Annotated in this window: 22 protein-coding genes; 14 read left to right on the top strand and 8 right to left on the bottom strand. The window is 62.9% G+C overall.

The annotated features are described in order from the left end of the window. Positions 1-234: 234 nt before the first annotated feature. The 3 genes from JVX91_RS05475 to JVX91_RS05465 form a co-directional block, all read right to left on the bottom strand. Positions 235-501, bottom strand: coding sequence for a PilZ domain-containing protein (locus tag JVX91_RS05475; protein ID WP_169935315.1), 267 nt, complete (start codon positions 499-501; stop codon positions 235-237). A 57-nt stretch (positions 502-558) separates the two neighbouring features. After that, positions 559-1,872, bottom strand: a complete 1,314-nt coding sequence (locus tag JVX91_RS05470) for an Nramp family divalent metal transporter (protein WP_205338349.1) — start codon at positions 1,870-1,872, stop codon at positions 559-561. 221 nt (positions 1,873-2,093) lie between these two features. Next, positions 2,094-2,981: a lysophospholipid acyltransferase gene (locus tag JVX91_RS05465; protein ID WP_205338348.1), complete on the bottom strand. Its 888-nt coding sequence runs from the start codon at positions 2,979-2,981 to the stop codon at positions 2,094-2,096. Between the two features lie 170 nt (positions 2,982-3,151). Here JVX91_RS05465 and JVX91_RS05460 point away from each other — a divergent pair, with 170 nt between their 5' ends. Together JVX91_RS05460 and xrtQ are read left to right on the top strand one after the other, a co-directional pair. Continuing rightward, positions 3,152-5,143 carry a VIT domain-containing protein gene (locus tag JVX91_RS05460; protein WP_205338347.1) on the top strand — a complete coding sequence of 664 codons (1,992 nt, stop codon included), beginning with the start codon at positions 3,152-3,154 and terminating at the stop codon, positions 5,141-5,143. Then, positions 5,140-6,477 carry an exosortase Q gene (gene xrtQ / locus JVX91_RS05455; protein WP_205338346.1) on the top strand — a complete coding sequence of 446 codons (1,338 nt, stop codon included), beginning with the start codon at positions 5,140-5,142 and terminating at the stop codon, positions 6,475-6,477. The genes JVX91_RS05460 and xrtQ overlap by 4 nt, the downstream gene beginning before the upstream one ends. On the opposite strand, the gene JVX91_RS05450 is transcribed toward xrtQ, so the two are convergent. Next, positions 6,474-7,028: a DNA-3-methyladenine glycosylase I gene (locus JVX91_RS05450; protein WP_205338345.1), complete on the bottom strand. Its 555-nt coding sequence runs from the start codon at positions 7,026-7,028 to the stop codon at positions 6,474-6,476. The genes xrtQ and JVX91_RS05450 overlap by 4 nt on opposite strands. Here JVX91_RS05450 and JVX91_RS29095 point away from each other — a divergent pair. From JVX91_RS29095 to JVX91_RS05430, 5 genes are all read left to right on the top strand, one after another. Continuing rightward, positions 7,027-7,152 (top strand): hypothetical protein, encoded by a 126-nt coding sequence (locus JVX91_RS29095; RefSeq protein ID WP_275892380.1) that lies wholly within the window; start codon positions 7,027-7,029, stop codon positions 7,150-7,152. The genes JVX91_RS05450 and JVX91_RS29095 overlap by 2 nt on opposite strands. 69 nt (positions 7,153-7,221) lie before the next feature. Continuing rightward, positions 7,222-8,169 carry a glycine--tRNA ligase subunit alpha gene (glyQ, locus tag JVX91_RS05445; protein WP_015474809.1) on the top strand — a complete coding sequence of 316 codons (948 nt, stop codon included), beginning with the start codon at positions 7,222-7,224 and terminating at the stop codon, positions 8,167-8,169. Then, a complete protein-coding gene (glyS, locus tag JVX91_RS05440; RefSeq protein WP_205338344.1) occupies positions 8,169-10,223 on the top strand; it encodes a glycine--tRNA ligase subunit beta in 2,055 nt (684 codons plus the stop codon). The genes glyQ and glyS overlap by 1 nt, the downstream gene beginning before the upstream one ends. Positions 10,224-10,317: 94 nt before the next feature. Beyond that, positions 10,318-10,848 carry a D-glycero-beta-D-manno-heptose 1,7-bisphosphate 7-phosphatase gene (gene gmhB, locus JVX91_RS05435; RefSeq protein WP_205338343.1) on the top strand — a complete coding sequence of 177 codons (531 nt, stop codon included), beginning with the start codon at positions 10,318-10,320 and terminating at the stop codon, positions 10,846-10,848. Between the two features lie 13 nt (positions 10,849-10,861). Continuing rightward, positions 10,862-11,635 (top strand): lysophospholipid acyltransferase family protein, encoded by a 774-nt coding sequence (locus JVX91_RS05430; RefSeq protein ID WP_205338342.1) that lies wholly within the window; start codon positions 10,862-10,864, stop codon positions 11,633-11,635. 67 nt (positions 11,636-11,702) lie between these two features. Here the strand turns inward: JVX91_RS05430 and gyrB are convergent, their stop codons facing one another. Genes gyrB through dnaA form a run of 4 tightly spaced genes read right to left on the bottom strand, consistent with a single transcriptional unit; the run spans position 11,703 to position 17,907 of the window. After that, positions 11,703-14,120 carry a DNA topoisomerase (ATP-hydrolyzing) subunit B gene (gyrB, locus tag JVX91_RS05425; RefSeq protein ID WP_205338341.1) on the bottom strand — a complete coding sequence of 806 codons (2,418 nt, stop codon included), beginning with the start codon at positions 14,118-14,120 and terminating at the stop codon, positions 11,703-11,705. After that, positions 14,117-15,226 (bottom strand): DNA replication/repair protein RecF, encoded by a 1,110-nt coding sequence (gene recF / locus JVX91_RS05420; protein ID WP_205338340.1) that lies wholly within the window; start codon positions 15,224-15,226, stop codon positions 14,117-14,119. The genes gyrB and recF overlap by 4 nt, the downstream gene beginning before the upstream one ends. A gap of 9 nt (positions 15,227-15,235) precedes the next feature. Further along, positions 15,236-16,342, bottom strand: a complete 1,107-nt coding sequence (gene dnaN / locus JVX91_RS05415; RefSeq protein ID WP_205338339.1) for a DNA polymerase III subunit beta — start codon at positions 16,340-16,342, stop codon at positions 15,236-15,238. Between the two features lie 29 nt (positions 16,343-16,371). Then, complete coding sequence (gene dnaA / locus JVX91_RS05410; protein ID WP_205338338.1) at positions 16,372-17,907, bottom strand: chromosomal replication initiator protein DnaA; 1,536 nt, start codon at positions 17,905-17,907, stop codon at positions 16,372-16,374. A 523-nt stretch (positions 17,908-18,430) separates the two neighbouring features. On the opposite strand from dnaA, the gene rpmH reads away from it, so the two are divergent. The 7 genes from rpmH (at position 18,431) to rsmG (ending at position 25,543) form a co-directional block, all read left to right on the top strand. Further along, positions 18,431-18,565, top strand: coding sequence for a 50S ribosomal protein L34 (rpmH, locus tag JVX91_RS05405; RefSeq protein ID WP_003100258.1), 135 nt, complete (start codon positions 18,431-18,433; stop codon positions 18,563-18,565). 14 nt (positions 18,566-18,579) lie between these two features. Next, positions 18,580-18,987, top strand: coding sequence for a ribonuclease P protein component (gene rnpA, locus JVX91_RS05400; protein ID WP_205338337.1), 408 nt, complete (start codon positions 18,580-18,582; stop codon positions 18,985-18,987). After that, entirely contained in the window at positions 18,980-19,228 is a 249-nt protein-coding gene (yidD, locus tag JVX91_RS05395; protein ID WP_037007231.1) for a membrane protein insertion efficiency factor YidD, read from the top strand. Before rnpA ends, yidD begins: the two co-directional genes overlap by 8 nt. Before the next feature lie 2 nt (positions 19,229-19,230). Continuing rightward, a complete protein-coding gene (gene yidC / locus JVX91_RS05390; RefSeq protein WP_205338336.1) occupies positions 19,231-20,979 on the top strand; it encodes a membrane protein insertase YidC in 1,749 nt (582 codons plus the stop codon). A 106-nt stretch (positions 20,980-21,085) separates the two neighbouring features. Next, entirely contained in the window at positions 21,086-22,453 is a 1,368-nt protein-coding gene (mnmE, locus tag JVX91_RS05385; RefSeq protein WP_205338335.1) for a tRNA uridine-5-carboxymethylaminomethyl(34) synthesis GTPase MnmE, read from the top strand. A gap of 547 nt (positions 22,454-23,000) precedes the next feature. Beyond that, positions 23,001-24,893 (top strand): tRNA uridine-5-carboxymethylaminomethyl(34) synthesis enzyme MnmG, encoded by a 1,893-nt coding sequence (mnmG, locus tag JVX91_RS05380; protein ID WP_205338334.1) that lies wholly within the window; start codon positions 23,001-23,003, stop codon positions 24,891-24,893. Beyond that, positions 24,893-25,543, top strand: a complete 651-nt coding sequence (gene rsmG, locus JVX91_RS05375) for a 16S rRNA (guanine(527)-N(7))-methyltransferase RsmG (protein WP_205338333.1) — start codon at positions 24,893-24,895, stop codon at positions 25,541-25,543. The genes mnmG and rsmG overlap by 1 nt, the downstream gene beginning before the upstream one ends. Positions 25,544-25,558 lie beyond the last annotated feature (15 nt).

Raw genomic sequence — 25,558 nt, 5'->3', positions numbered from 1 at the left:
ACCCATGCCCGGCACCATGCCGAGCGGCGCGCATTGTATACGATCCGGACCTGAAAGTCAGGTTTTGTTGAGCGTTTTTTGTTCAGCACCGCCGTATGAAATTTCGTCGGACTCCGTCCGCGATGGCGTCCGGCGCGACGCAGATCTATCGCGGACGGAGTCCGCTCCTACGCTCTAACCCCAACACGTTGCCGACCCGGTGCATCCGATGCGATTCACAGCGAACGCAGGAGGTCAGGCGTTACCGACGAAGCGGAAGCCGGCGCCTTCAGCGTCGGTACGCATCACTTCCATTTCCAGGATCGGCGCATCGAAAGGCATGTCCTGTACCTGACCGGTGACTCGTGTACCGGCGGGCAATGCGGCGAGCACTTCATGGCGAACGTAGACGCCACCGTCGGACAGGTCGCGCGTATGGCCGAACACGTCTCCGAAGTCGGGATGGCTGATCTTGATCCTGCACTTCATCGGGGTACGCGGGTATTGCCGTTGGTTGGCCATGGATGGCATCCGTCCTGAATGTCAGCGCATTAATGGGCCTCAAACCCATGGGTCAGGTCAAGCCAGCAGTTGCAGCAGCAGCCAGAGATTGGCGGCGCTGATGACGCAGAACAAGCCCCACGCCAGCACGCGGGTGAGCAGGCTGTTGACGAACTCGCCCATCAGCGCGCGGTCGCTGGTGAAGCGGATCAGCGGCCATAGTGCGAAGGGCAGTTGCAGGCTGAGCACCACCTGGCTCAGCACCAGCAGCTTGCCGATCGCCTTGTCGCCCAGCATCAGCACGCCGATCAGCGCCGGGATCAGTGCCAGCGCGCGGGTGATCAGGCGGCGCTGCCAGCAGGGGATCTTCATCTGCAGGAAGCCTTCCATGATCACCTGCCCGGCGATGGTGCCGGTGAAGGTGGAGCTCTGCCCCGAGGCGAGCAGCGCAACGCCGAAAAGGATCGCCGCCAGCCCGGTGCCCACCAGCGGTTCGAGCAGGCGGTAGGCGTCCTGGATTTCGGTGACGCCGGTGTGGCCGGTCTCGTGGAAGGCTGCGGCGGCGAGGATCAGGATGGCGGCGTTGATCAGCAGCGCGAGGCTCAGCGAGACCACGGTGTCGATGCGCGTCAGGCGGATCGCCGCGGCCTTGCCATTGCTGCCACTGACCTGGCGCGTCTGCACGATGGAGGAGTGCAGGTAGAGGTTGTGCGGCATCACCGTGGCGCCAAGGATGCCGATGGCCAGGTACAGCGCCTCTCGTTGGCTGATGGCGTCCCAGCTGGGCAGGAAGCCGGCGGCAACGTCCGGCCAGTGCGGCTTGATGAGGATCAGCTCGACCAGGTAGCAACCGCTGATGGTGATGATCAGGCCGAGCATGATCGCTTCCAGGTGGCGGAAGCGCTGCCCTTTGAGGCCGAGCACGATGAGCGTGTCGAAGGCGGTGAGGATGACGCCGGTGACCAGGTCGACGCCCAGCAACAGGTGGAAGGCGAGGGCGCAGCCGAGCACTTCGGCGAGGTCCGTGGCGACGATCGACAGCTCCGCCAGCAACCATTGCAGGCGCGCGCCGCCCAGGCTGTAGCGACTGCGCGAGAGCTGCGCCAGGTCCTGACCGGTGACGATCCCCAGGCGCATTGCCAGGCACTGCAGGACCATACCGGCAAGACTGGAAAGCAGCACCACGAACAGCAATTGGTAGCCGAAGCCCGAGCCGGCTTCGATGGCGGTGGCCCAGTTGCCCGGATCCATGTAGCCGATGGAGACCAGCAGGCCGGGACCGGCGAACTGCAGGATGCGCTTCCACAGTGGCGCGCTGGCCGCGACCTGGATGCTGCCTTTGACTTCCGAGGGACAGAACGGCGCGGTGGCGGTGGTCGGCAGGCCGAGCATGCTGGTTCTTCCTGGCTTGTGAGCGGGCGCCATGCCCTATCCCTAACCCTCTGACTAGGCTTCCCCCCTGAAGGGAGAGGGGACTGTTCGGAGTCCGTGGACAGTCTGGTGCCGACCGGTACCCTCCGCGTTACAGCGCATCGCGCCGAACGGCTCCCTCTCCCTTCAGGGACAGGGCTGGGGAGAGGGTGTCTCCGGTGTGTACTGAATCATCCGGCAGCTCAGTACCACTTCGCCTCACCTTCGGGCCGCTTCTTGAAGCGCTTCATGGTCCACATGTACTGGCTCGGATACGCACGAACGTACTTGGCCAGCTCGCGGCTGAGCGCAGCCACCGACACTTCCATGTCCTTGTCGTACATGTCCGCCGGCGCGGCTTCGAGGATCACCTTGTAGCCGCTGCCATCGGGCAGGCGCACGGCGTGGAAGAACACCCCACGCGCCTTGCCGCGCGAGAGCAGGGACGGCACGAACTTGCTGGTCAGCGCGGTGGTGCCCAGGTAGGGCACGAACAGGCCCGAGCCGAGGTCCGGTTCCGGGTCGCAGGGAATGCCGACGCAGCCGCCATTCTTCACTTCCTTGATCACGCTCTTGATGCCTTCGGGCGTGGACGGCGCGACGCGGTTGCCCAGTTGCACGCGCTGTTTCTTCAGCAGGTCGTCCACCGCCTTCAGCTTAGGCGGGCGGTAGAAGATGATCGGCTTGGCGTAGGAGCAGTAGAAGTGGTTGAGTACTTCCCAGTTGCCCAGGTGGCTGGTGATGCCAACCAGGCCGTCACCGGAGGCCAGCGCTTCTTCCAGCACTTCCATGCCTTCCACTTCGCGGATGTACTGCAGCGACTTCTGCGGCGACCACATCCAGGCGCAGGCGCTCTCGGTCAGCGTGCGGCCGATGTCCATCAGGCTTCGGCCGACGAGCTTTTCCAGCTCGGCTTCGGACAGCTCGGGGAAGCAGTGCGACAGGTTGATCTGCACGATCTCGCGGGAGCGGTTGGGCAGCTTCCACATCAGCCAGCCAATGCCCGCGCCCAATGCGCCCACCGCGCGCCACGGCAGCATGGCGAACAACCGCAGGAAGCCCACCACCAGTGCGCCCTTGAATTTCTCCACGGAAAACTCCTTCAAGCAGATGGCGGCCATTGTAGCCGCTCGCGCCGGCATTTCGGGCATCGCCGGCAGCCTCCACCTCGCCTCCACACAATCAGCACAGAGCGAACACGCTGTGCCCACACCGCGCGCGCAACCTGCGGCCATCCGATCCACAGGCCCGGAGGCCCGCGATGCGTACCCGAACCTTCCTTGCACGGCTGTGCTGCCTGCTGCTGGCGATGAGCGCCAGCCTGACGGCGCTGGCCGCCGACGAAAACGCCAGTAATGAAAACAACGCCAGCCCTTACTTCTTCGTCGAGAGCGCCGACGCATCCGTCGATGCGCTGCCGCTCAAGGCGACCCGCGTGGATGCCCGCGTGCTCGGCAACATCGCCGAGGTGACGGTGACCCAGGAATACCGCAACCAGGGCGCGACGCCGCTGGAAGCGCGCTACGTCTTCCCCGCCTCGACCCGCGCTGCCGTCCACGGGATGACCGTGCGCCTGGGCGAACGGGTGATCCAGGCGCAGATCCGCGAGAAGCAGAAGGCCCAGGCCGAGTACCAACAGGCCAAGAGCGAGGGCAAGACCGCCGCGTTGCTGGAGCAGGAACGCGAGAACGTGTTCCAGATGCAGGTCGCCAACATCCTGCCCGGCGACGTGGTGCAGGTGGAGCTGCGCTACAGCGAACTACTGGTGCCAACGGACGGGCGCTACCAGTTCGTGTTCCCCACCGTGGTCGGCCCACGCTACAACGGCAAGGGCACTTCCGGCAGCGGCAACCAACCGTGGATGTCGACGCCCTACCTGCAACAGGGCCAGGCCTCAGCCACGCAATTCGCCCTGCAAATGGAATTGCTCGCGCCAGTGCAGATCGGCGAGATCGCTTCGCCTTCGCACCACATCGACATCCAGCGTAACGGCCAGCGCGCCACTCTCCACCTCGCCGCCGACGAGGCTGCCGGCAACAACCGCGACTTCATCCTCGACTACCGCCTGGGCGGCGATCAGGTGCAAAGCGGTCTGCTGCTGTCGCGCGGTGCGCAGGAGAACTTCTTCCTCGCCATGGTCACGCCGCCGCGCGCGCCGGATGCCAAGCTCATCGTGCCGCGGGACTATGTGTTCATCGTCGACGTGTCCGGCTCCATGAACGGCTTCCCACTGGACACCACCAAAGCCCTGCTGCGCGACCTGATCGGCCGCCTGCGGCCTAGCGACACCTTCAACCTGCTGTTGTTCTCCGGCGACAACCGCAAGCTCGCCGACACCTCCCTCGCCGCCACGCCGGCCAACATCCGCCGCGCCACCGACATGCTCGATGGCGAACAGGGCGCCGGCGGCACCGAGCTAATGCCGGCCCTGCGCGAAGCACTGGCAATGCCCACCGACCCGGAGCGTTCGCGCAGCTTCGTGGTGATCACCGACGGCTTCGTCAGTGTGGAAAGCAGCGCCTACCAACTGGTGCGCGAGAACCTGGGCAAGGCCAACCTGTTTGCCTTCGGCATCGGAACCTCGGTGAACCGCAGCCTGATCGAAGGCCTGGCGCGGGCGGGGCAGGGCGAGCCCTTCATCGTCACCGATCAGCGCTCGGCCAGCGAGCAGGCCGAACGCTTGCGCCGCATGATCGACAGTCCGCTGCTGCAAGGTATTCGCGCGAGCTTCGAAGGGCTGGAGGTCTACGACGTCGAACCCCAGCAACTGCCCGACCTCTTCGCTAACCGCCCGCTGGTGCTGTTCGGCAAATGGAAGGGCGAGCCCCGCGGTGAACTGCGCATCGACGCCCATGCGGCGAATGGTCCGTTCCAGGCACGCCTGCCGATCAGCGCAACCAGTCTCGGTGAAAACGGCGACGCGCTCGCCCACCTCTGGGCGCGCAAACGGCTGGCCAGCCTGATGGACCAGGAAGCCCTCGATGGCGGCTTCGAGTTCAGCTCGCAGATTCTCGACCTCGGCCTGAAGTACCAGCTGCTCACGCCCTACACCTCGTTCATCGCCGTCGACCAGCAAGTACGCAACCCCGATCCGCAAGCGAGCCAGTCCGTCGATCAACCCCTGCCGTTGCCCCACGGCGTGAACAACAGCGCCATCGGCAGCACGGTGCCGGGCACACCCGAACCCGGTGTGTGGGCGATGTTGCTGCTCGCGGCACTCGGCGCGTGGTGGTGGCGGAGGAAGGTGGCATGACGCGCCACCTGCCCGGCTGGAGTTGGCTGCTGCTCGCAGTGCTGTCGGCGTGGCCGAGTTGGCTGTGGGCAGCGCGTCGGCTGGGCGATGGCTCGGATGATCCGCTGGGAATCATTGCCCTGGTAGCGCTGGGGCTGTTGCTCTGGCGCGACCGCTCCGGCCTGCGGGCGCAGCCACGCCTGAAATGGCTGGCGCTCGCGGCGGGCTTGCTGCTGGTGGCGGCGCTCAGCCAGTCGCTGCTGCCGCCGCTGTTGCGCGGGATGATCTCGGTGCTGGCGCTGTTGCTGGTGATCCTCAGCCTGCGCGCTCCGGAGCAGCCCTGGTTGGCCTGGCTCGGCCTGGGTTTCCTGTCGCTGCCGCTGCTGTCGTCGCTGCAATTCTTCGTCGGCTATCCGCTGCGGGTGATCACCGCCGAGGTCAGCTCATGGCTGCTGCGGCTGGGGCCTTGGTTGGTGGAGCGGCAGGGTAGTGCGCTGTTGGTCGATGGCCAGTGGATCATGGTTGATGCGCCCTGCTCGGGCATCCAGATGGCCTGGGTCGGCTACTTCACCGCCTGCGCGCTGGCGGCCTGGCTGCGGCTGCCGGACCTGCTGTTGCTGCGCCGGTTGCCGCTGGTGGGCATGCTGGTGTTGGGCGGCAATATCCTGCGCAACACGCTGCTGGTGTGGGGCGAAAGCGGGGCGAGTGGGTTTCCCGGCTGGGCGCACGAAGGCGTCGGCTTGCTGGTGTTCGCGGCGGTGTGCGGAATGATCCTGCGGGTAATCGGGCGGCGTTCATTCGACGCGCCTGCGCTGGGCGAGTCGGCATGCTCCACGGCACCGGCAAGCGTCCAGGAAACTTTCCTGGGCACATTGCTGCTGGCGATGGTCTGGCCGCTGTTGGCGCCGGGTTCCGCCTCCGCAAACGTGAGCGCACCTCACGAATGGCCGGCGCAGTTCGAAGGTCGCCTGTTGCGGCCGCTCGCTCTTTCTCCGGTGGAGCAACGCTTTGCCGAAGACTTCCCCGGCCAGCTCGGCCGCTTCACCGATGGCCAGCGCAGTATCGTGCTGCGCCAGGTGCTGCGGCCGACGCGCAAGCTGCACCCGGCGGAAGATTGCTTCCGCGCCATCGGCTACCGCGTCGAGCAGACGCAACTGCGCAAGCGCGTGGGAGCGGAAGGTTTGCAGCGCTGCTTCGTCGTCACGCGCGACGGCGTGAAGTTGCAGGTCTGCGACTACATCCAGGACGCTGCCGGCCAGTCCTTCTCCGATACCTCGGCCTGGTACTGGTCGGCGCTTTCCGGGCGCTCCAAAGGGCCTTGGCTGGCCGTCACCCTGGCCAGCCCGCTGCCTTAGGCGCGGGTCAGCTGGGTGTAACGGTCGCAGTCGGTGGTGTGGTCCATCACCATGCCGGTGGCCTGCATGAAGGCGTAGCAGATGGTCGGGCCAACGAAATTGAAACCGGCCTTGCGCAACGCCTTGCTCATGGCCTCGGCCTCCGGCGTCACCGCCGGCACCTGCCCGCGTTCGCTGAAGTGATTGACCTTCGGCTTACCGCCGACGAAGGACCAGAGGAACGTCACCGGGTCTTCCAGCTCCAGCCAGGCCCGGGCGTTCTGCCGCGCCGCCTTGAGCTTGGCGAAGTTGCGGATGATGCCCGGATCCTGCATGCGTTCCTCGATCTCCTCGTCGCTCATGCGCGCCAGGCGCTCGGGATCGAAGCCGAACAACACCTCGCGGTAGCGCTCGCGCTTCTTGAGCACGGTGATCCACGAAAGTCCTGCCTGCGCGCCTTCGAGGATGAGCATCTCGAACAATGCCCGCGGATCGCGCTGGGGCACTCCCCATTCGGCATCGTGGTAGGCGATGTACAGCGGGTCGTCGTTACACCAGAAGCAGCGGGGCATGGCAATCAACCTTGGGCTCAGGGAAGCCCTGACTATAGACAGAATGCTGTACAAAAATACAGTCATCAGCCTGACTTTTCACCTCGCGGGCAAGGTGCAAACGGTCGCGCAAAAAGCGCTGTGAAGCCCAAGCTGCAAGCGTCTTGGGGTATACTGCCGAGTTTTAGTCGCATATCCAGCACAGGTGAAATTCGTGAGCCAGACTACGCCCGCCGTGCCCACCTTCCAGGACCTGATCCTCGCCCTGCAAAAATACTGGGCCGATCAGGGCTGTGTGGTGCTGCAGCCCTACGACATGGAAGTAGGCGCCGGCACCTTCCACACCGCCACCTTCCTCCGCGCCGTGGGCCCGGAAACCTGGAACGCGGCGTACGTGCAACCCAGCCGCCGTCCCACCGACGGCCGCTACGGCGAGAACCCCAACCGCCTGCAGCACTACTACCAGTTCCAGGTGGTCCTGAAGCCCAACCCGGAGAACTTCCAGGAGCTGTACCTGGGCTCGCTGCAAGCCATCGGCATCGACCCGCTGGTGCACGACATCCGTTTCGTCGAGGACAACTGGGAATCGCCGACCCTCGGCGCCTGGGGCCTGGGCTGGGAAATCTGGCTGAACGGCATGGAAGTCACCCAGTTCACCTACTTCCAGCAAGTGGGTGGTATCGAGTGCTACCCCGTCACCGGCGAGATCACCTACGGCCTGGAACGTCTGGCCATGTACATCCAGGGCGTCGACTCGGTGTACGACCTGGTGTGGGCCGACGGCCCGTTCGGCAAGGTCACCTACGGCGACGTGTTCCACCAGAACGAAGTGGAACAGTCGACCTACAACTTCGAGCACGCCAACGTCGAGAAACTCTTCGAGCTGTTCGACTTCTACGAAAGCGAAGCCAACCGCCTGATCGAGCTGCAGCTGCCGCTGCCGACCTACGAGATGGTCCTCAAGGCCTCGCACACCTTCAACCTGCTGGACGCCCGCCGCGCCATCTCGGTGACCGAGCGTCAGCGCTACATCCTGCGCGTGCGCACCCTGGCCCGCGCCGTGGCGCAGAGCTACCTGCAGGCCCGCGCCCGCCTCGGCTTCCCGATGGCCACCCCCGAATTGCGTGACGAAGTACTGGCCAAGCTGAAGGAGGCCGAATAATGAGCGCGAAGGATTTCCTCGTCGAACTGGGCACCGAAGAGCTGCCACCCAAGGCGCTGAAGAGCCTCGGTGAAGCCTTCCTGGCCGGCATCGAGAAGGGCCTGAAGGCCGCCGGCCTGACCTACGCCGCCGCCCGCTGCTACGCCGCGCCGCGCCGCCTGGCCGTGCAGATCGACCAACTCGCCGTGCAGCAGCCGGACCGTACCGTGAACCTCGACGGCCCGCCGGTGCAGGCTGCCTTCGACGCCAGCGGCAACCCGACCCAGGCCGCCCTGGGCTTCGCCAAGAAGTGCGGCGTGGACCTGGAGCTGATCGACAAGAGCGGCCCGAAGCTGAAGTTCAGCCAGACCATCGCCGGCCAGCCCGCCGTTGGCCTGTTGCCAAGCATCGTCGAAACCTCGCTGAACGAGCTGCCAATTCCCAAGCGCATGCGCTGGGCTGCCCGTCGCGAAGAATTCGTGCGTCCGACCCAGTGGCTGGTGATGCTGTTCGGCGATGACGTCGTCGACTGCGAGATCCTGACCAAGAAAGCCGGCCGCGAATCCCGTGGCCACCGCTTCCACAATCCGGCCAACGTGCGCATCTCCGCTCCGGCCAACTACCTGGAAGACCTGCGCAGCGCCCACGTGCTGGCCGACTTCGCCGAGCGCCGCGAGATTATCTCCAAGCGCGTTGCCGAGCTCGCCGCCGAGCAGAAGGGCAGCGCCATCGTCCCGGCCGACCTGCTGGACGAAGTGACCGCGTTGGTCGAGTGGCCGGTGCCGCTGGTGTGCTCCTTCGAGGAGCGCTTCCTCGCCGTGCCGCAGGAAGCCCTGATCACCACCATGCAGGACAACCAGAAGTACTTCTGCCTGCTGGACGCCAACGGCAAGCTGCTGCCGCGCTTCATCACCGTGGCCAACGTCGAGAGCAAGGCGCCGGAGAATATCGTTTCCGGCAACGAGAAGGTCGTACGCCCGCGCCTGACCGACGCCGAGTTCTTCTTCAAGCAAGACCAGAAACAGCCGCTGGAAGCCTTCAACGCCCGCCTGAAGAACGTGGTGTTCCAGGCCCAGCTCGGCACCGTGTACGAGAAGGCCGAGCGCGTCTCCAAGCTGTCCGCGTACATCGCCGAGCGCATCGGTGGTGACGCGACCAACGCCGCCCGCGCCGGCATCCTCTCCAAGTGCGACCTGGCCACCGAGATGGTCGGCGAGTTCCCGGAGATGCAAGGCATCGCCGGTTACTACTACGCCACCGCCGGCGGCGAAGCCAAGGATGTCGCCCTGGCGCTGAACGAGCAGTACATGCCGCGTGGCGCCGGCGCCGAACTGCCGGGTACCCTGACCGGTGCCGCGGTCGCGGTGGCCGACAAGCTCGACACTCTGGTCGGCATCTTCGGCATCGGCATGCTGCCCACCGGCAGCAAGGATCCGTACGCCCTGCGCCGTGCCGCCCTGGGCGTGCTGCGCATCCTCATCGAGAAGCAGCTGGACCTGGACCTGGTCGACGCCATCGGCGTTGCCGTAGCCCAGTACGGCGACAAAGTGAAGGCCGAGGGTCTGTCCGAGCAAGTACAGGACTTCGTCTTCGACCGCCTGCGCGCTCGCTACGAGGACGAAGGCGTGGACGTTGCCGTGTACCAGGCCGTGCGCGCGCTCAAGCCGACCGCTCCGCTGGACTTCGACCAGCGCGTGCAGGCCGTTCAGGCGTTCCGCCAGCTGCCAGAAGCCGCAGCCCTGGCCGCCGCCAACAAGCGCGTGTCGAACATCCTGGCCAAGGCGGAAGGCGAGGTGCCTGCCGGCGTCAACGCCAGTCTATTCACCGAGGCCGCCGAGAAGGCCCTTGGCAGCGCCGTGGCGACTGCCGAAGACGAAGTGGCTCCGTTGGCCGCAGCTCGCGACTATCGCGCTGCCCTGGCTCGCCTGGCGGCCCTGCGCGCACCGGTCGATGCGTTCTTCGAGGAAGTGCTGGTCAATGCGGACGACAACGCCGTGAAGGCCAACCGCTACGCGCTGCTGGCCAAGCTGCGCGGGCTGTTCCTCGGCGTCGCCGACATCTCGCTGCTGGGTTGATGTCCGCCTGAAAGCCGGGAGTTCGCAACGGTTCGCCGTAACGGACTCCCGGCTTTTTCATTTCCGACTTATGAAGCCTGTGACTTATCGAAGCATGAAGCTACTGATCCTCGACCGCGACGGCGTCATCAACCAGGACTCCGACGACTACATCAAATCACTCGCCGAATGGATTCCGATTCCCAGCGCGATCTCCGCCATTGCCCGCCTGAGCAAAGCCGGCTGGACCGTCGCTGTCGCCACCAATCAGTCGGGCATCGCCCGTGGCTATTACGACCTGGCGACCCTGGAGGGCATGCACCAGCGCTTGCGCGAACTGGTGATGGAGCAGGGCGGTCAACTCGGCATCATCGTCTTCTGCCCGCATGGCCCCGACGAGGGTTGCGACTGCCGCAAGCCGAAACCCGGTATGCTGCGACAGATTGCCCAGCACTACGGCGCAGATCTGAAAGGTGTCTGGTTCGTGGGTGACAGCCGGGGTGACCTGGACGCCGCACTGGCCGTCGATTCTCAGCCAGTTCTGGTGAAGACCGGCAAAGGCGAGCGTACCCTGGCCAAACCAGTGCCCGAGAGCACGCTGGTATTCGACGATCTGGCGGCAGTTGCCGACCACCTACTTTCCTGAGGATCCATCTCCCATGTCGATAGTGCAGGCCATCAGAACCGTTCTCTTCTACCTGCTGCTGTCGTCCAGCGCGTTCGTCTGGGGCACCCTCAGCCTGCTCATCGCGCCCTTCCTGCCATTCCGCGCACGCTATCGTTTTGTCGCCCAGGCCTGGTGCAAGTTCGCCGTCTGGCTGGCTGGCGTGATGGTCGGCGTGCGTTACGAACTCAAGGGCGTGGAGAACATACCGGATCAACCCTGCGTCATCCTCTCCAAGCACCAGAGCACCTGGGAGACCTTCTTCCTGACTGGCTACTTCGAGCCGCTGGCCCAGGTGCTAAAGCGCGAACTGCTGTTCGTTCCGTTCTTCGGCTGGGCGATGGCCCTTCTCAAGCCGATCGCGATCGACCGCAGCCAGCCCAAGGCAGCACTCAAGCAGCTCGCCAAGAAAGGCGACGAGCGCCTCAAGCAGGGTGCCTGGGTGCTGATCTTTCCGGAAGGCACTCGCATCCCCACGGGGCAGATCGGCAAGTTCTCCCGCGGCGGCGCAGCGCTCGCGGTAAACGCCAAGCTCCCGGTGCTGCCTATTGCCCACAACGCTGGGCACTGCTGGCCGAAGAATGGCTGGGCAAAATACCCTGGCACCATCCAGGTCGTGATCGGCCCGGCGATGTACGCCGAAGGGGAGGGCCCGCGCGCCATCGCTGAGCTCAATCAGCGCGCTGAGAACTGGGTAGCCCAGACCCTGCGCGACATGGGTGAGCTTCCGCCGGAGGCAACGCCACAAGCGGTCGCGGAAGCGTCCTGACACTTCCCGCCAGGCAAAAGAAAAGGGCCCCGAAGGGCCCTTTCTTTTTGCCTGGTGCTTACCCGGATCAAACGTCCAGGTTCGACACTGCCAGGGCGTTGCTTTCGATGAAGTCGCGGCGCGGCTCCACGGCATCGCCCATCAAGGTGTTGAACAGCTGGTCGGCAGCGATGGCATCCTCGATGGTCACCTTCAGCATGCGACGCACGTTGGGGTCCATGGTGGTTTCCCACAGCTGGTCCGGGTTCATCTCACCGAGGCCTTTGTATCGCTGAATGGTGTGGCGCTTGGTGCCTTCAGTCATCAGCCATTCCAGTGCTTCCTTGAAGCCAGCGACGGTCTTCTTACGCTCACCCTTCTGCACGTATGCGCCTTCTTCCATCAGGCTGTTCAGCTTGGCGCCCAGCTCGGTTACAGAGCGGTAGTCGTTGCTGGCGAAGAAGTCGCGGTTGAAGGTGACGTAGCTCGACAGGCCGTGGGCGACCATCTCGACTTCCGGCAGCCACAGGTGGCGTTCGCGGTCTTCGCGCAGGCTGACCTTGTAGACCAGGCCGGACTTCTCGGCAGCTTTCAGGCGGGCCGAGTACTGCTCCAGCCAGCCCTGCATGGCGGCCTGGTCGCCCAGCTGCTCGACGTCGATGCGCGGCAGGTAGACGAAGTGCTCGGTCAGGTCCTGCGGGTACAGACGGGACAGGCGGGAGAGGGTACGCATCACGCCGCGGTACTCGTTGACCAGCTTTTCCAGCGCCTCGCCGGACAGGCCCGGAGCGCTTTCGTTGACGTGCACGCTGGCTTCTTCGAGGGCCGACTGGGTCATGTACTCTTCCATGGCCACGTCGTCCTTGATGTACTGCTCCTGCTTGCCACGCTTCACCTTGTACAGCGGCGGCTGGGCGATGTAGATGTAGCCACGCTCGACCAGCTCCGGCAGCTGACGGAAGAAGAAGGTCAGCAGCAGGGTACGGATGTGCGAACCGTCGACGTCAGCATCGGTCATGATGATGATGTTGTGGTAACGCAGCTTGTCGATGTTGTACTCCTCGCGACCGATACCGCAGCCCAGAGCGGTGATCAGCGTGCCGACCTCCTGGGAGGAGAGCATCTTGTCGAAGCGAGCCTTCTCGACGTTGAGGATCTTGCCCTTGAGCGGCAGGATCGCCTGGGTCTTGCGGTTACGACCCTGCTTCGCAGAACCGCCCGCGGAGTCACCCTCCACGATGTACAGTTCGGAGAGGGCGGGGTCCTTCTCCTGGCAGTCAGCGAGTTTGCCCGGTAGGCCGGCGATGTCCAGCGCGCCTTTGCGGCGAGTCATCTCGCGGGCCTTGCGCGCAGCCTCACGGGCGCGGGCGGCGTCGATCATCTTGCCAACCACGGCCTTGGCTTCGTTCGGGTTCTCCAGCAGGAAGTCGGCGAAGTACTTGCCCATCTCCTGTTCCACGGCGGTCTTCACCTCCGAGGAAACCAGCTTGTCCTTGGTCTGCGAGCTGAACTTCGGATCCGGCACCTTCACCGAAATGATCGCGGTCAGGCCTTCACGGGCGTCATCACCGGTGGTGGCGATCTTGAATTTCTTCGCCAGGCCTTCCTGCTCGATGTAGTTGTTCAGGTGACGGGTGAGGGCAGAGCGGAAGCCTGCCAGGTGGGTACCACCGTCACGCTGGGGAATGTTGTTGGTGAAGCAGAGGATGTTCTCGTTGAAGCTGTCGTTCCACTGCAGGGCGACTTCGACGCCGACGCCGTCTTCTTCGCGCTGGCAGTTGAAGTGGAAGACCTGGTTCACCGCAGTCTTGTTGGTGTTCAGGTACTCGACGAAAGCACGCAGGCCACCCTCGTACTTGAACAGCTCTTCCTTGCCGGCACGCTCGTCACGCAGGACGATGCCGACGCCGGAGTTAAGGAAGGACAACTCACGGATCCGCTTGGCCAGGATGTCCCAGCTGAAGTGGATATTGTGGAAGGTCTCCGGGGAAGGCTTGAAGTGAACTTCGGTACCCGAGCCCTCGGTATCACCCACCGGGCGCAGCGGGAACTGCGGGACGCCGTGATGGTAGATCTGCTCCCAGACCTTGCCTTCACGGCGAATGGTCAGGCGCAGTTCGTGGGAGAGGGCGTTCACTACCGACACACCTACGCCGTGCAGACCGCCGGAAACCTTGTAGCTGTTGTCGTCGAACTTACCGCCGGCGTGAAGGACGGTCATGATGACCTCGGCCGCGGAGACCCCTTCTTCCTTGTGGATATCCACCGGAATACCGCGACCGTTGTCACGGACGGTGATGGATTCATCGGTGTGAATGGTGATGCTGATTTCGCTGCAATAGCCCGCCAGCGCTTCGTCGATCGAGTTATCAACGACCTCGAAGACCATGTGGTGCAGGCCAGTGCCGTCGTCGGTATCACCGATGTACATGCCTGGACGCTTACGTACGGCATCCAGCCCCTTCAGTACCTTGATACTGGAAGAGTCGTAGGTGTTCTCGCTCATTCTTCACTCCCGATGGTAGTGTCCTGAGAGACGCGCCCATGTTCCACGTGGAACATCGACACCGGCGTTTCCATTTGCCAGCCGTCTTTCAATAAGTGCGGGTCGACGCAGGTGATGAATACCTGGCAACCCAGATCTTCGAGAAGCCGGCACAAAGACAACCGATGCTTCTCATCCAATTCGGAGGGGAGGTCATCCACCAGGTAAACGCATTGCCCGCGCTTGGCCTGGTTGATCAAGTGCCCCTGGGCAATCCGCAACGCGCAGACCACCAGTTTCTGTTGGCCACGGGACAGAATCTCCGCAGCGTTGTGTCCTCCCAGGCGAATTCTAAGATCCGCTCTTTGCGGCCCCGCCTGGGTATGTCCCATCTGCTGATCACGCAGCAGGCTGGAAGAGAGCACTTCACTCAGCTCGCGTTCCTTGTCCCATCCCCGGTAATAGCTGAGCGTGAGATCATCGAGCTGGATTAGCTCGGTCAGCGTCCGCTCGAACTGGGGCTTGAGAGCCTGAATATAGGACCGTCGATAGGCGTCGATTTCGTCGCTCGCCGCGCATAATTCACGGTCCCACGCAGCCTGCGAAGCACCGTCCAGTTTACCATGTCGGAGCCACGAGTTCCGCTGCCGCAGGGCCTTCTGAAGTCTTTGCCAGGCGACCATAAAGCGTTGTTCCACGTGGAACACACCCCAGTCCAGGAACTGCCGGCGGATCTTCGGTGCGCCCTCCAGCAGGCGGAAGCTGTCTGGGTTGATCAACTGCAGAGGCAGCGTCTCGGCCAATTGCGCGGCACTGCGTGCATTCTGCCCATCAATGCGAATCTGAAACTCCCCGTGACGATCACGGGAAACGCCCAGGTTGCTATCGAAGCCGTTACCCAGCTGCACGTGACCGAAGACAGTACAGGCGGGTTCGTCGTACTGGATGACAGGCTGTAAACGAACGCTACGAAATGAACGGGCAAGGCCGAGCAAATGGATGGCTTCCAGCACGCTGGTTTTACCGCTGCCGTTTTCGCCGTAGAGAATGTTGATGCGGGGGGAAGGGGAGAAGGTCACCGGGTGCAGATTGCGCACCGCGGTGACCGAAAGGCGGGTAAGGGACATCGATACGCGTCAGAGGCGCATCGGCATGACGACATACGCGGAATCGTCGTTGTCCGCTTCCTGCACCAGCGCACTGCTATTGGAGTCGGAGAGGATCATGCGGACCTGCTCGGTGCCCATCACGCCCAGGACGTCCAGCAGATAGCTGACGTTGAAACCGATTTCCAGGTTGCCGCCGTTGTAGTCGACCTGCACTTCTTCCTCAGCTTCTTCCTGTTCCGGGTTGTTCGCCTGGATTTTCAGCAAGCCATTGGAAAGCTGCAGTCGAATGCCGCGGTACTTCTCGTTGGAGAGAATCGCAGTACGGCTGAACGCTTCACGCAGCACCTGGCGGTCGCCGATCACCAGCTTGTCACCACCTTTGGGCAGCACGCGCTCGTAGTCGGGGAACTTGCCGTCCACCAGCTTCGAGGTGAAGGTGAACTCGCCGGTCGTGGCGCGAATGTGATGCTGGCCGAGAACGATGGAGACTTCGCCGTCCTGCTCGGTCAGCAGACGTGCCAGCTCCAGGATGCCTTTGCGCGGTACGATGACCTGGTGGCGATCCTGGGCTTCCGGCACACCGTTGCTCAGCGAGCACATCGCCAGGCGGTGACCATCGGTAGCCACGGCGCGCAGCGTGCCGCCACCGACCTCCAGCAGCATGCCGTTGAGGTAGTAGCGGACATCTTGCTGCGCCATGGCGAAGCTAGTGCGATCGATCAGGCGACGCAGCTTGCTTTGCACCAGGCTGAACGTCAGCGAACCCGGGCCTTCTTCCACGGTGGGGAAGTCATTGGCCGGCAAGGTGGAAAGGGTGAAGCGGCTGCGGCCAGCCTTAACCACCAGCTTCTGCTCGTCGACGCGGATGTCGATCACTGCATCGCCCGGCAGGCTCTTGCAGATATCCATCAGCTTGCGCGCCGGAACCGTGATCTCGCCGGGCTCGGCGGCATCTTCGAGAGTGACACGGCCTACCAGTTCGACCTCGAGGTCGGTGCCAGTCAGCGACAGCTGCTGACCTTCGACAACCAGCAGCACGTTGGAAAGAACCGGCAGCGTCTGGCGGCGCTCGACGACGCCAGCGACCAGCTGCAGGGGTTTCAACAGAGCTTCGCGTTGAATAGTGAAATGCATGGTCTAGTCCCTTGCCTCGTGAGGCTGCGTCAGGTGGTCAGAGTACGCAGCAGGTTCTTGTAGTCCTCGCGGATATCCGCGTCGGATTCCTTGAGTTGAGCGATCTTACGACAGGCGTGCAGCACCGTGGTGTGATCCCGACCGCCGAAGGCCACGCCGATCTCCGGCAGGCTGTGGTTGGTCAGTTCCTTGGAAAGTGCCATCGCCACCTGGCGAGGACGTGCGACCGAGCGCGAGCGGCGCTTGGACAACAGGTCGGCGATCTTGATCTTGTAGTACTCGGCGACAGTGCGCTGGATGTTATCGATGCTGACCAGCTTGTCCTGCAGGGCCAGCAGATCCTTCAGCGACTCGCGGATCAGCTCGATGGTGATCGGCCGGCCCATGAAGTGGGAGTGGGCGATCACGCGCTTGAGCGCTCCTTCCAGCTCACGCACGTTGGAGCGAATACGCTGGGCGATGAAGAACGCGGCATCGTGCGGCAGCTCGACCTTGGCCTGCTCGGCCTTCTTCATCAGGATTGCGACACGGGTTTCCAGCTCCGGCGGCTCGACAGCCACCGTCAGGCCCCAGCCAAAGCGCGACTTCAGGCGCTCTTCCAGGCCTTCGATCTCCTTCGGATAGCGGTCGCTGGTCAGGATGACCTGCTGGCCGCCTTCCAGGAGGGCGTTGAAGGTATGGAAGAATTCTTCCTGGGAACGCTCCTTGCGGGCGAAGAACTGGATATCGTCGATCAGCAGTGCGTCCACCGAACGGTAGAAGCGCTTGAACTCGTTGATAGCGTTCAGCTGCAGTGCTTTCACCATATCCGCGACGAAACGCTCCGAATGCAGGTACACGACCTTGGCATTCGGGTTCTTCTTCAACAGATGGTTACCCACAGCGTGCATCAGGTGGGTTTTACCCAGGCCGACGCCACCATAGAGGAAGAGCGGGTTGTAGCCGTGCTTGAGGTTGTCCGCCACCTGCCAGGCCGCCGCGCGGGCCAGCTGGTTGGACTTGCCTTCGACGAAGTTCTCGAAGGTAAAAGTACGGTTGAGGTAGCTGGTGTGCTTCAGCGCACCCTCTACCTGCACGTTGCGTTCGGTACGTACCGTGGCCGCCGGCATGGCAGCAGCTAACGGATCTATACCCGGGCTGGACTCATCCAGGTCAGCCAGAGTCTGCACCGGAGCCGGAGCCGGCTGGACCGGCTGCGGCACCGGAATCGAAGGAGCGGCCGCTTGGACGGGCATCACTGGAGCGGGTGCTACAGCGGCAGGCTGGGGCTGCACATTGACGTGAGCCTGGGGCACCAGAGCAGCGCGCGGCGTACGGCTGCGGCGGCTGCCAATCAGCAGCGAGAGCGCCGGGATCTGCCCATTGCCGCGCTCGCTGAGTAGCTCGAGCAGGCGCCCCATGTACTTTTCGTTGACCCAGTCGAGAACGAAGCGATTGGGTGCGTAGACGCGCAGCTCCTCACCCTCGGCCTCGACCTGCAAAGGTCGGATCCAGGTATTGAATTGCTGGGACGGCAACTCGTCGCGCAGAAGCTCCACGCACTGCTGCCAAAGTTCCACGGACACGGATATCCCCCAAAAGAAGTCGCAAAGCGAAACAGACCGCCATTGTAGCCGCGCCAGAACAACTTATCCACATGTTAAGCACGCTCGGACACAAGCAAAATCAAGGTGTTAAAGATTTTGCCGGTGGTCGGTTAATAGTGTCTCCAACCTTGTGGATAACCGCTGAATGGTGCAGGGGATGAATCGGGTAGTTATCCTGTGGAAAAAATCCCTGTGGAAAATTCCGCATTCCATACCCAGCTTTCCAACCGCTGCCACACAGGCAACACACCACTTCCCGACAGGCTTATCAATCCGCGAAACGCCTTATAGGCGGTGCCTCCGTATAGTTATGCACAGGGACGGTCGTGCCTAATCACAATCATCGCTTCAATCTTTTAGAAAAAGAGATTTCCTTCCTTTCTATTCATTTTGTATCCGAGGTTGGTTGGAAATTGACCTGACCTCCTGATTTCTCTAGAATCGCCGGTCTCTTTAAACGGGGTCACTGCGACCTCATGTCGTTAAACCCAGGTACCGAATCATGAAACGTACTTTCCAACCCAGCACTCTCAAGCGCGCTCGCGTCCACGGTTTCCGCGCTCGCATGGCCACCAAGAACGGTCGTCAGGTTCTGTCGCGTCGTCGCGCCAAGGGCCGTAAGCGTCTGACCGTCTGATTTGTCCGACACAGGTGGTGAGTCAAGATTTCAGCCGGGAAAAACGTCTTCTGACAGCCCGGCAATTCACAGCAGTCTTCGACTCCCCCACCTCCAAGGTTCCCGGCAAGCACATCCTGCTGCTGGCGCGCGAAAACGGTCTCGATCATCCCCGCCTCGGCCTGGTGATCGGCAAGAAGAACGTCAAGCTCGCTGTCGAGCGTAACCGCCTCAAACGCCTTCTCCGCGAATCCTTCCGCCAGAACCAGCAGAAGCTGGCCGGCCTGGACATCGTGGTGATCGCGCGCAAGGGCCTCGGTGATCTGGAGAATCCGGAACTGCACCAGCAGTTCGGCAAACTCTGGAAACGCCTGTTACGCAATCGGCCCAGCCCGGAACCTTCGACCGAATCTCCGGGAGTGGCCGACAGTTCCCATGCGTAGACTGGCGCTGTTACTGATCCAGTTTTACCGCTACGCCATCAGTCCCATGATGGGCAGGCACTGTCGTTTCTACCCCAGCTGTTCCTGCTACGCGCAAGAAGCCATCGAGATCCATGGCTTCCTGCGTGGTGGCTGGCTGGCCGCTCGTCGCCTAGGCCGCTGCCACCCCTGGCATCCCGGTGGCTATGATCCGGTACCGCCAGATCCATCCAAGCCCGCCCCTTCCTCGACGGCCGAGTAACCATGGACATCAAACGTTCAATCCTATTCGTCGCCCTGGCAATCGTGTCCTACGCGCTGGTTCTCCAGTGGAACAAGGACTACGGCCAGCCCGAACTGCCTGCGCAGACCGCGACCTTCAATCAGAATGAAGGCCTGCCGGACACGTCCGTTCCTGCCGGCAACGCGGGCAATGCTGACGTACCGACCACGCAGAATGCCCAGGCCACACTGCCCAACGAGCAGAAGCCAGCGGCGGTCAGCGACCAGCTGATCCGCGTGAAGACCGATGTCCTGGACGTGACCATCGACCCGCGCGGCGGCGACGTGATCAAGCTCGGCCTGACCCAGTACCCGCTGCGTCAAGACCGCCCGGACGTGCCGTTCCCGCTGTTCGAACGTGACCAGCAACGTACCTACCTGGCCCAAAGCGGCCTGACTGGTGCCAATGGGCCGGATGCCGCCGCCAGCGGTCGTCCGCTCTACGCGTCGGCCAAGACCAGCTACGAGCTCGCCGACGGCCAGGACCAAATGACCGTCGACCTGACTTATGCACAGGACGGCGTGAGCTACATCAAGCGCTTCACTTTCCACCGTGGTCTGAAAGGCGACTGCACCGAGAAGGAAAAGGCGCAGAAGAAGCTCGAGTGCATCAACCCCAACGCCTATCAGGTCGGCGTCAGCTACCTGATCGACAACCAGAGCGACAAACCGTGGAACGCCTCGCTGTTCGCCCAGCTCAAGCGTGACGCCAGCGTCGATCCGTCGTCCACCACCGCCACCGGCGTGTCGACCTACCTCGGCGCCGCAGTCTGGACTCCCGAAAAGCCCTACGTGAAAGTGTCCATGAAGGACATGGACAAGGAGCAGTTCAAGGAAACCGTTCAGGGCGGCTGGGTCGCCTGGCTGCAGCACTACTTCGTGACCGCATGGGTACCCGCCAGTGGCGATACCCACAACGTGATTACCCGCAAGGACGCCCAGGGCAACTACATCGTGGGCTTCACCGGCCCGAGCATCACCGTCGCGCCGGGCGCCAAGGGCGAGACCAGCATGACCCTGTATGCCGGTCCGAAACTGCAGAAGTACCTCGGCGAACTGTCCAAGGGACTCGAGCTGACCGTCGACTACGGCCCCCTGTGGTTCATCGCCCAGCCGATCTTCTGGCTGCTGCAACATATCCACAACCTGGTTGGTAACTGGGGCTGGTCGATCATCTTCCTGACCATCGTCATCAAACTGGCCTTCTTCCCGCTGTCCGCCGCCAGCTATCGCTCCATGGCCCGCATGCGCGCCGTGTCGCCGAAGATGGCAGCGCTGAAGGAACAGCATGGCGACGATCGCCAGAAAATGTCCCAGGCGATGATGGAGCTGTACAAGAAGGAGAAGATCAACCCGCTGGGCGGCTGTCTGCCGATCCTGGTGCAGATGCCGGTCTTCCTCTCGCTGTACTGGGTACTGCTGGAGAGCGTCGAGATGCGCCAGGCGCCTTGGCTGGGCTGGATCGTCGACCTGTCGGTGAAAGATCCGTTCTTCATCCTGCCGATCATCATGGGCGCCACCATGCTCGTTCAGCAGATGCTCAACCCGACTCCGCCGGACCCCATGCAGGCCAAGGTGATGAAGCTGATGCCGATCATCTTCACCTTCTTCTTCCTGTGGTTCCCGGCCGGTCTCGTCCTGTACTGGGTTGTGAACAACTGCCTGTCCATCGCACAGCAGTGGTACATTACCCGTCGGATCGAAGGTGCCGCGAAGAAGGCTTCCGCCTGACATCGCAGCCCGCCGAAGATCAACAAGACGCCCCCTCGTGGGGCGTTTTGCTATGTGGATAACTTGCTTTACCGCGAGCCACGAAAACAACCGCGAGACCGCCGACATGAATGCAGCCCGTGAAACCATCGCCGCCGTTGCTACCGCCCAGGGCCGTGGCGGTGTCGGCATCGTCCGCGTCTCCGGTCCGCGCGCACGCGCCATGGCCATCACCTTGAGTGGGCGCGAGCCACAACCGCGCTACGCCCACTACGGCCCGTTCCATGCCGACGACGGCGAGGTCATCGACGAAGGCCTGCTGCTGTTCTTCCGCGGTCCAAACTCCTTCACCGGTGAAGATGTGCTTGAGCTGCAAGGCCACGGCGGCCCGGTGGTGATGGACATGCTGCTGCAGCGTTGCCTGGAGCTGGGTGCGCGCCAAGCACGCCCTGGTGAGTTCAGCGAGCGAGCCTTCCTCAACGATAAGCTCGACCTGGCGCAGGCCGAGGCCATCGCCGACCTCATCGAGGCGAGCTCCGCCCAGGCCGCGCGCAACGCCGTGCGCTCGTTGCAGGGAGAGTTCTCCCGCCGCGTGCATAGCCTCACCGACCAGCTGATTCAGCTGCGCATGTACGTCGAAGCCGCTATCGACTTCCCGGAAGAGGAAATCGATTTCCTCGCCGATGGCCATGTCCTCACCCAACTGGACGCCGTACGCGCCGAGCTGGCCGCGGTGTTACGCGAGGCAGGCCAAGGAGCGCTGCTGCGAGATGGCATGACCGTGGTGATCGCCGGACGTCCCAATGCCGGCAAATCGAGCCTGCTGAACGCGCTAGCGGGGCGCGAAGCGGCCATCGTCACCGATATCGCCGGCACCACCCGCGATGTGCTGCGCGAACATATCCACATCGATGGCATGCCGTTGCACATCATCGATACCGCTGGCCTACGCAGCACCGAAGACCATGTGGAAAAGATCGGCGTGGAACGCGCCCTCAAGGCCATCAACGAAGCGGACCGCGTGCTGCTGGTGGTGGACTCCACCGCGCCGGAAGCCAGCGATCCCTTTGCCTTGTGGCCCGAGTTCCTCGACAGCCGGCCCGATCCCGCGCATGTCACCCTCATCCGCAACAAGGCAGACTTATCCACAGAGTCCGTCGGACTTGAGCAGAGCGCTGACGGCCACGTCACCATCACCTTGTCTGCCCGCTCCGGGAATGGCCTGGATCTGCTGCGCGAACACCTGAAGGCTTGCATGGGCTTCGAGCAGACCGCAGAAAGCAGCTTCAGCGCCCGCCGACGTCACCTGGAAGCCCTCCGCCTGGCCGGTGACAGCCTCGAGCACGGCCGCGCACAGCTCACCCTGAGCGGCGCCGGCGAACTGCTGGCCGAGGACTTGCGTCAGGCGCAGCAAGCACTGGGCGAGATTACCGGGGCCTTCACGCCGGACGACCTGCTCGGTCGAATCTTCTCCAGCTTCTGTATCGGCAAGTAATCCACAACGAAGTTTTTCCCGACCGGTGACGGGGCCATTCCGTCGCCGCACTTTCTCACGCCTGCGGTTTTCTCTCCCGAATAGCTATCCACAGCGATAGATACGCTCTAGTCCCGGAAATACGCGCCTTCCAGACCATCTGACACACATTCCACAGGCATTCGTGAACCCTGTGGAAAAGTACCGTACAGCTAGGTAGACAACCACTGCATCATCCCGTGGATAAGTACGCCTGTTGATAACAGGCCACTTCATTCACAGGCTGAACACGGGAGATCCCCCGCAACCTGACAGCATCGACACAGGGTTGTTATCGGCTGAAACACCGATGGGGATTGGTGTACGTCAGGTTATCCACAGAAAACGACTTCACCATACATAAACATAAGCTCTAAAAAGATTTAAAAAAGTTCCTCTCTTTATTTTCTATAGAAGCTCAGCGCGGCCATTGGCTATTTTTTGTTCAGGTGCCTTCAATCGACGGCCCTTAGCCCCTATACTGTCCGGCTCTCTTCTTTCTCCTTGATCAACAGGCACGAGGTGCGTGGTGGATTTCCCTTCCCGTTTTGACGTGATCGTGATCGGCGGCGGCCATGCCGGCACAGAGGCCGCACTAGCGGCTGCACGCATGGGCGTGAAGACGCTGCTGCTCACCCACAATGTGGAAACCCTGGGCCAGATGAGCTGCAACCCCGCCATTGGTGGGATCGGCAAAAGCCATCTGGTCAAGGAAATCGATGCCCTGGGCGGCGCCATGGCGCTGGCCACCGATAAAGGCGGCATCCAGTTCCGTGTACTGAACAGCCGTAAGGGACCAGCTGTCCGCGCTACTCGTGCGCAGGCCGACCGCGTTCTCTACAAGGCCGCAGTGCGCGAGATCCTCGAGAACCAGTCGAACCTGTGGATATTCCAGCAGGCCTGCGATGACCTGATCGTCGAACAGGACCAGGTACGCGGCGTAGTGACCCAGATGGGTCTGAAGTTCCATGCCGATAACGTCGTCCTCACTGCTGGCACCTTCCTCGGCGGACTTATCCACATCGGCCTGCAGAACTACTCCGGTGGTCGCGCCGGTGATCCGCCCTCGATCGCCCTGGCCAAGCGTCTTCGCGAGCTGCCCCTGCGTGTCGGCCGCTTGAAGACCGGCACGCCACCGCGCATCGATGGGCGCAGTGTCGATTTCAGTGTCATGACCGAACAGCCAGGCGATACGCCGATCCCGGTGATGTCCTTCCTGGGCAACAAGGAAATGCATCCGCGCCAGGTCAGTTGCTGGATTACTCACACCAACGCACGCACCCACGAGATCATTGCGTCGAACCTGGATCGTTCGCCCATGTACTCCGGTGTGATCGAAGGTGTGGGCCCGCGCTACTGCCCGTCGATCGAAGACAAGATCCATCGCTTCGCCGACAAGGACAGCCATCAGGTCTTCCTCGAGCCGGAAGGGCTGACCACCCATGAGCTGTATCCGAACGGTATCTCCACGTCGCTGCCCTTCGATGTGCAGCTGGAGATCGTCCGCTCGATCCGCGGTATGGAAAACGCCCACATCGTGCGTCCCGGCTATGCCATCGAATACGACTACTTCGATCCGCGCGATCTGAAGTACAGCCTGGAGACCAAGGTTATCGGCGGCCTGTTCTTCGCTGGCCAGATCAACGGCACCACCGGCTACGAAGAAGCCGGTGCCCAGGGCCTGCTCGCCGGCGCCAACGCCGCGTTGCGTTCGCAGGGGCGCGAGAGCTGGTGCCCGCGCCGCGATGAGGCCTACATCGGTGTGCTGGTCGACGACCTGATCACCCTCGGCACCCAGGAGCCCTACCGCATGTTCACGTCGCGCGCCGAATACCGGCTGATCCTGCGCGAGGACAATGCGGACCTGCGCCTGACCGAGAAGGGCCGCGAGCTGGGCCTGATCGACGATGAGCGCTGGGCGGTATTCGAAGCCAAACGTGAAGGCATCGAACGCGAAGAACAGCGCTTGAAGAGCACTTGGGTTCGCCCGAATACGCCGCAGGGCGATGCCATTGCCGAACGCTTCGGTACGCCGCTGGCCCACGAATACAACCTGCTGAACCTGCTGGCCCGTCCGGAGATCGATTACGTCAGCCTGGCCGAAGTGACTGGCGTCAGCGCGGAAGATCCGCAGGTCGCCGAACAGGTGGAGATCCGCACCAAGTACGCGGGCTACATCGATCGCCAGCAGGAAGAAATCGCGCGCCTGCGAGCCAGCGAAGATACGCGCCTGCCTGTGGATATCGATTACCAGTCCATCTCCGGGCTCTCCAAGGAGATCCAGCTCAAGCTGGGCAACGCCCGGCCGGAAACCCTCGGTCAGGCCGGCCGCATCCCGGGCGTGACCCCGGCGGCCATCTCCCTGTTGCTGATCCATCTGAAGAAGCGCTCGTCCGGCCGTCAGCTGGAGCAGAGCGCCTGATGGCCCTGGTCAACGCTCGCCACGCCGAAGAACTCGCGCGTGGCATCCAGACGCTCGGCCTGGATATCGACGCCGCCACCCAGCAGCACCTGCTGGACTACCTGGCCCTGCTGGCCAAGTGGAATAAGGCCTACAACCTCACCGCCGTGCGCGATGTGGATGAAATGGTGTCGCGCCACCTGCTCGACAGCCTGAGCATCGTCCCGAAGTTCGAAGCCGCCGGCGGCGAACGCTGGCTGGACGTAGGCAGCGGCGGCGGCATGCCCGGCATTCCGCTGGCCATCCTATTCCCGGGCAAGTCCCTGACCCTGCTGGACAGCAATGGCAAGAAGACCCGCTTCCTCACGCAGGTGAAGCTGGAGCTCAAGCTCGATAACCTGCAGGTTATCCACAGCCGGGTGGAAGCTTTCCAACCCGAGCAGCCGTTCAACGGCATCGTCTCGCGGGCCTTCAGCAGCCTCGAAGACTTCACAAACTGGACGCGCCACCTCGGCGACGTGCAGACAAACTGGCTGGCCATGAAAGGCGTACACCCCAGCGACGAGCTCGCGGCACTCCCGGAAGATTTCCGGGTCGAAGCCGAACACGCTCTGGCGGTGCCGGGTTGCCAAGGCCAGCGCCATCTGCTGATACTGCGCCGCACTGCATGACGGGGAGTGGGGAAA

Origin of the sequence: Pseudomonas sp. PDNC002 (assembly GCF_016919445.1) — a bacterium.
Lineage (GTDB): Bacteria > Pseudomonadota > Gammaproteobacteria > Pseudomonadales > Pseudomonadaceae > Pseudomonas.
Note: the sequence above shows the minus strand (reverse complement) of the source record. Positions and strands in the feature narration are given on the sequence as shown.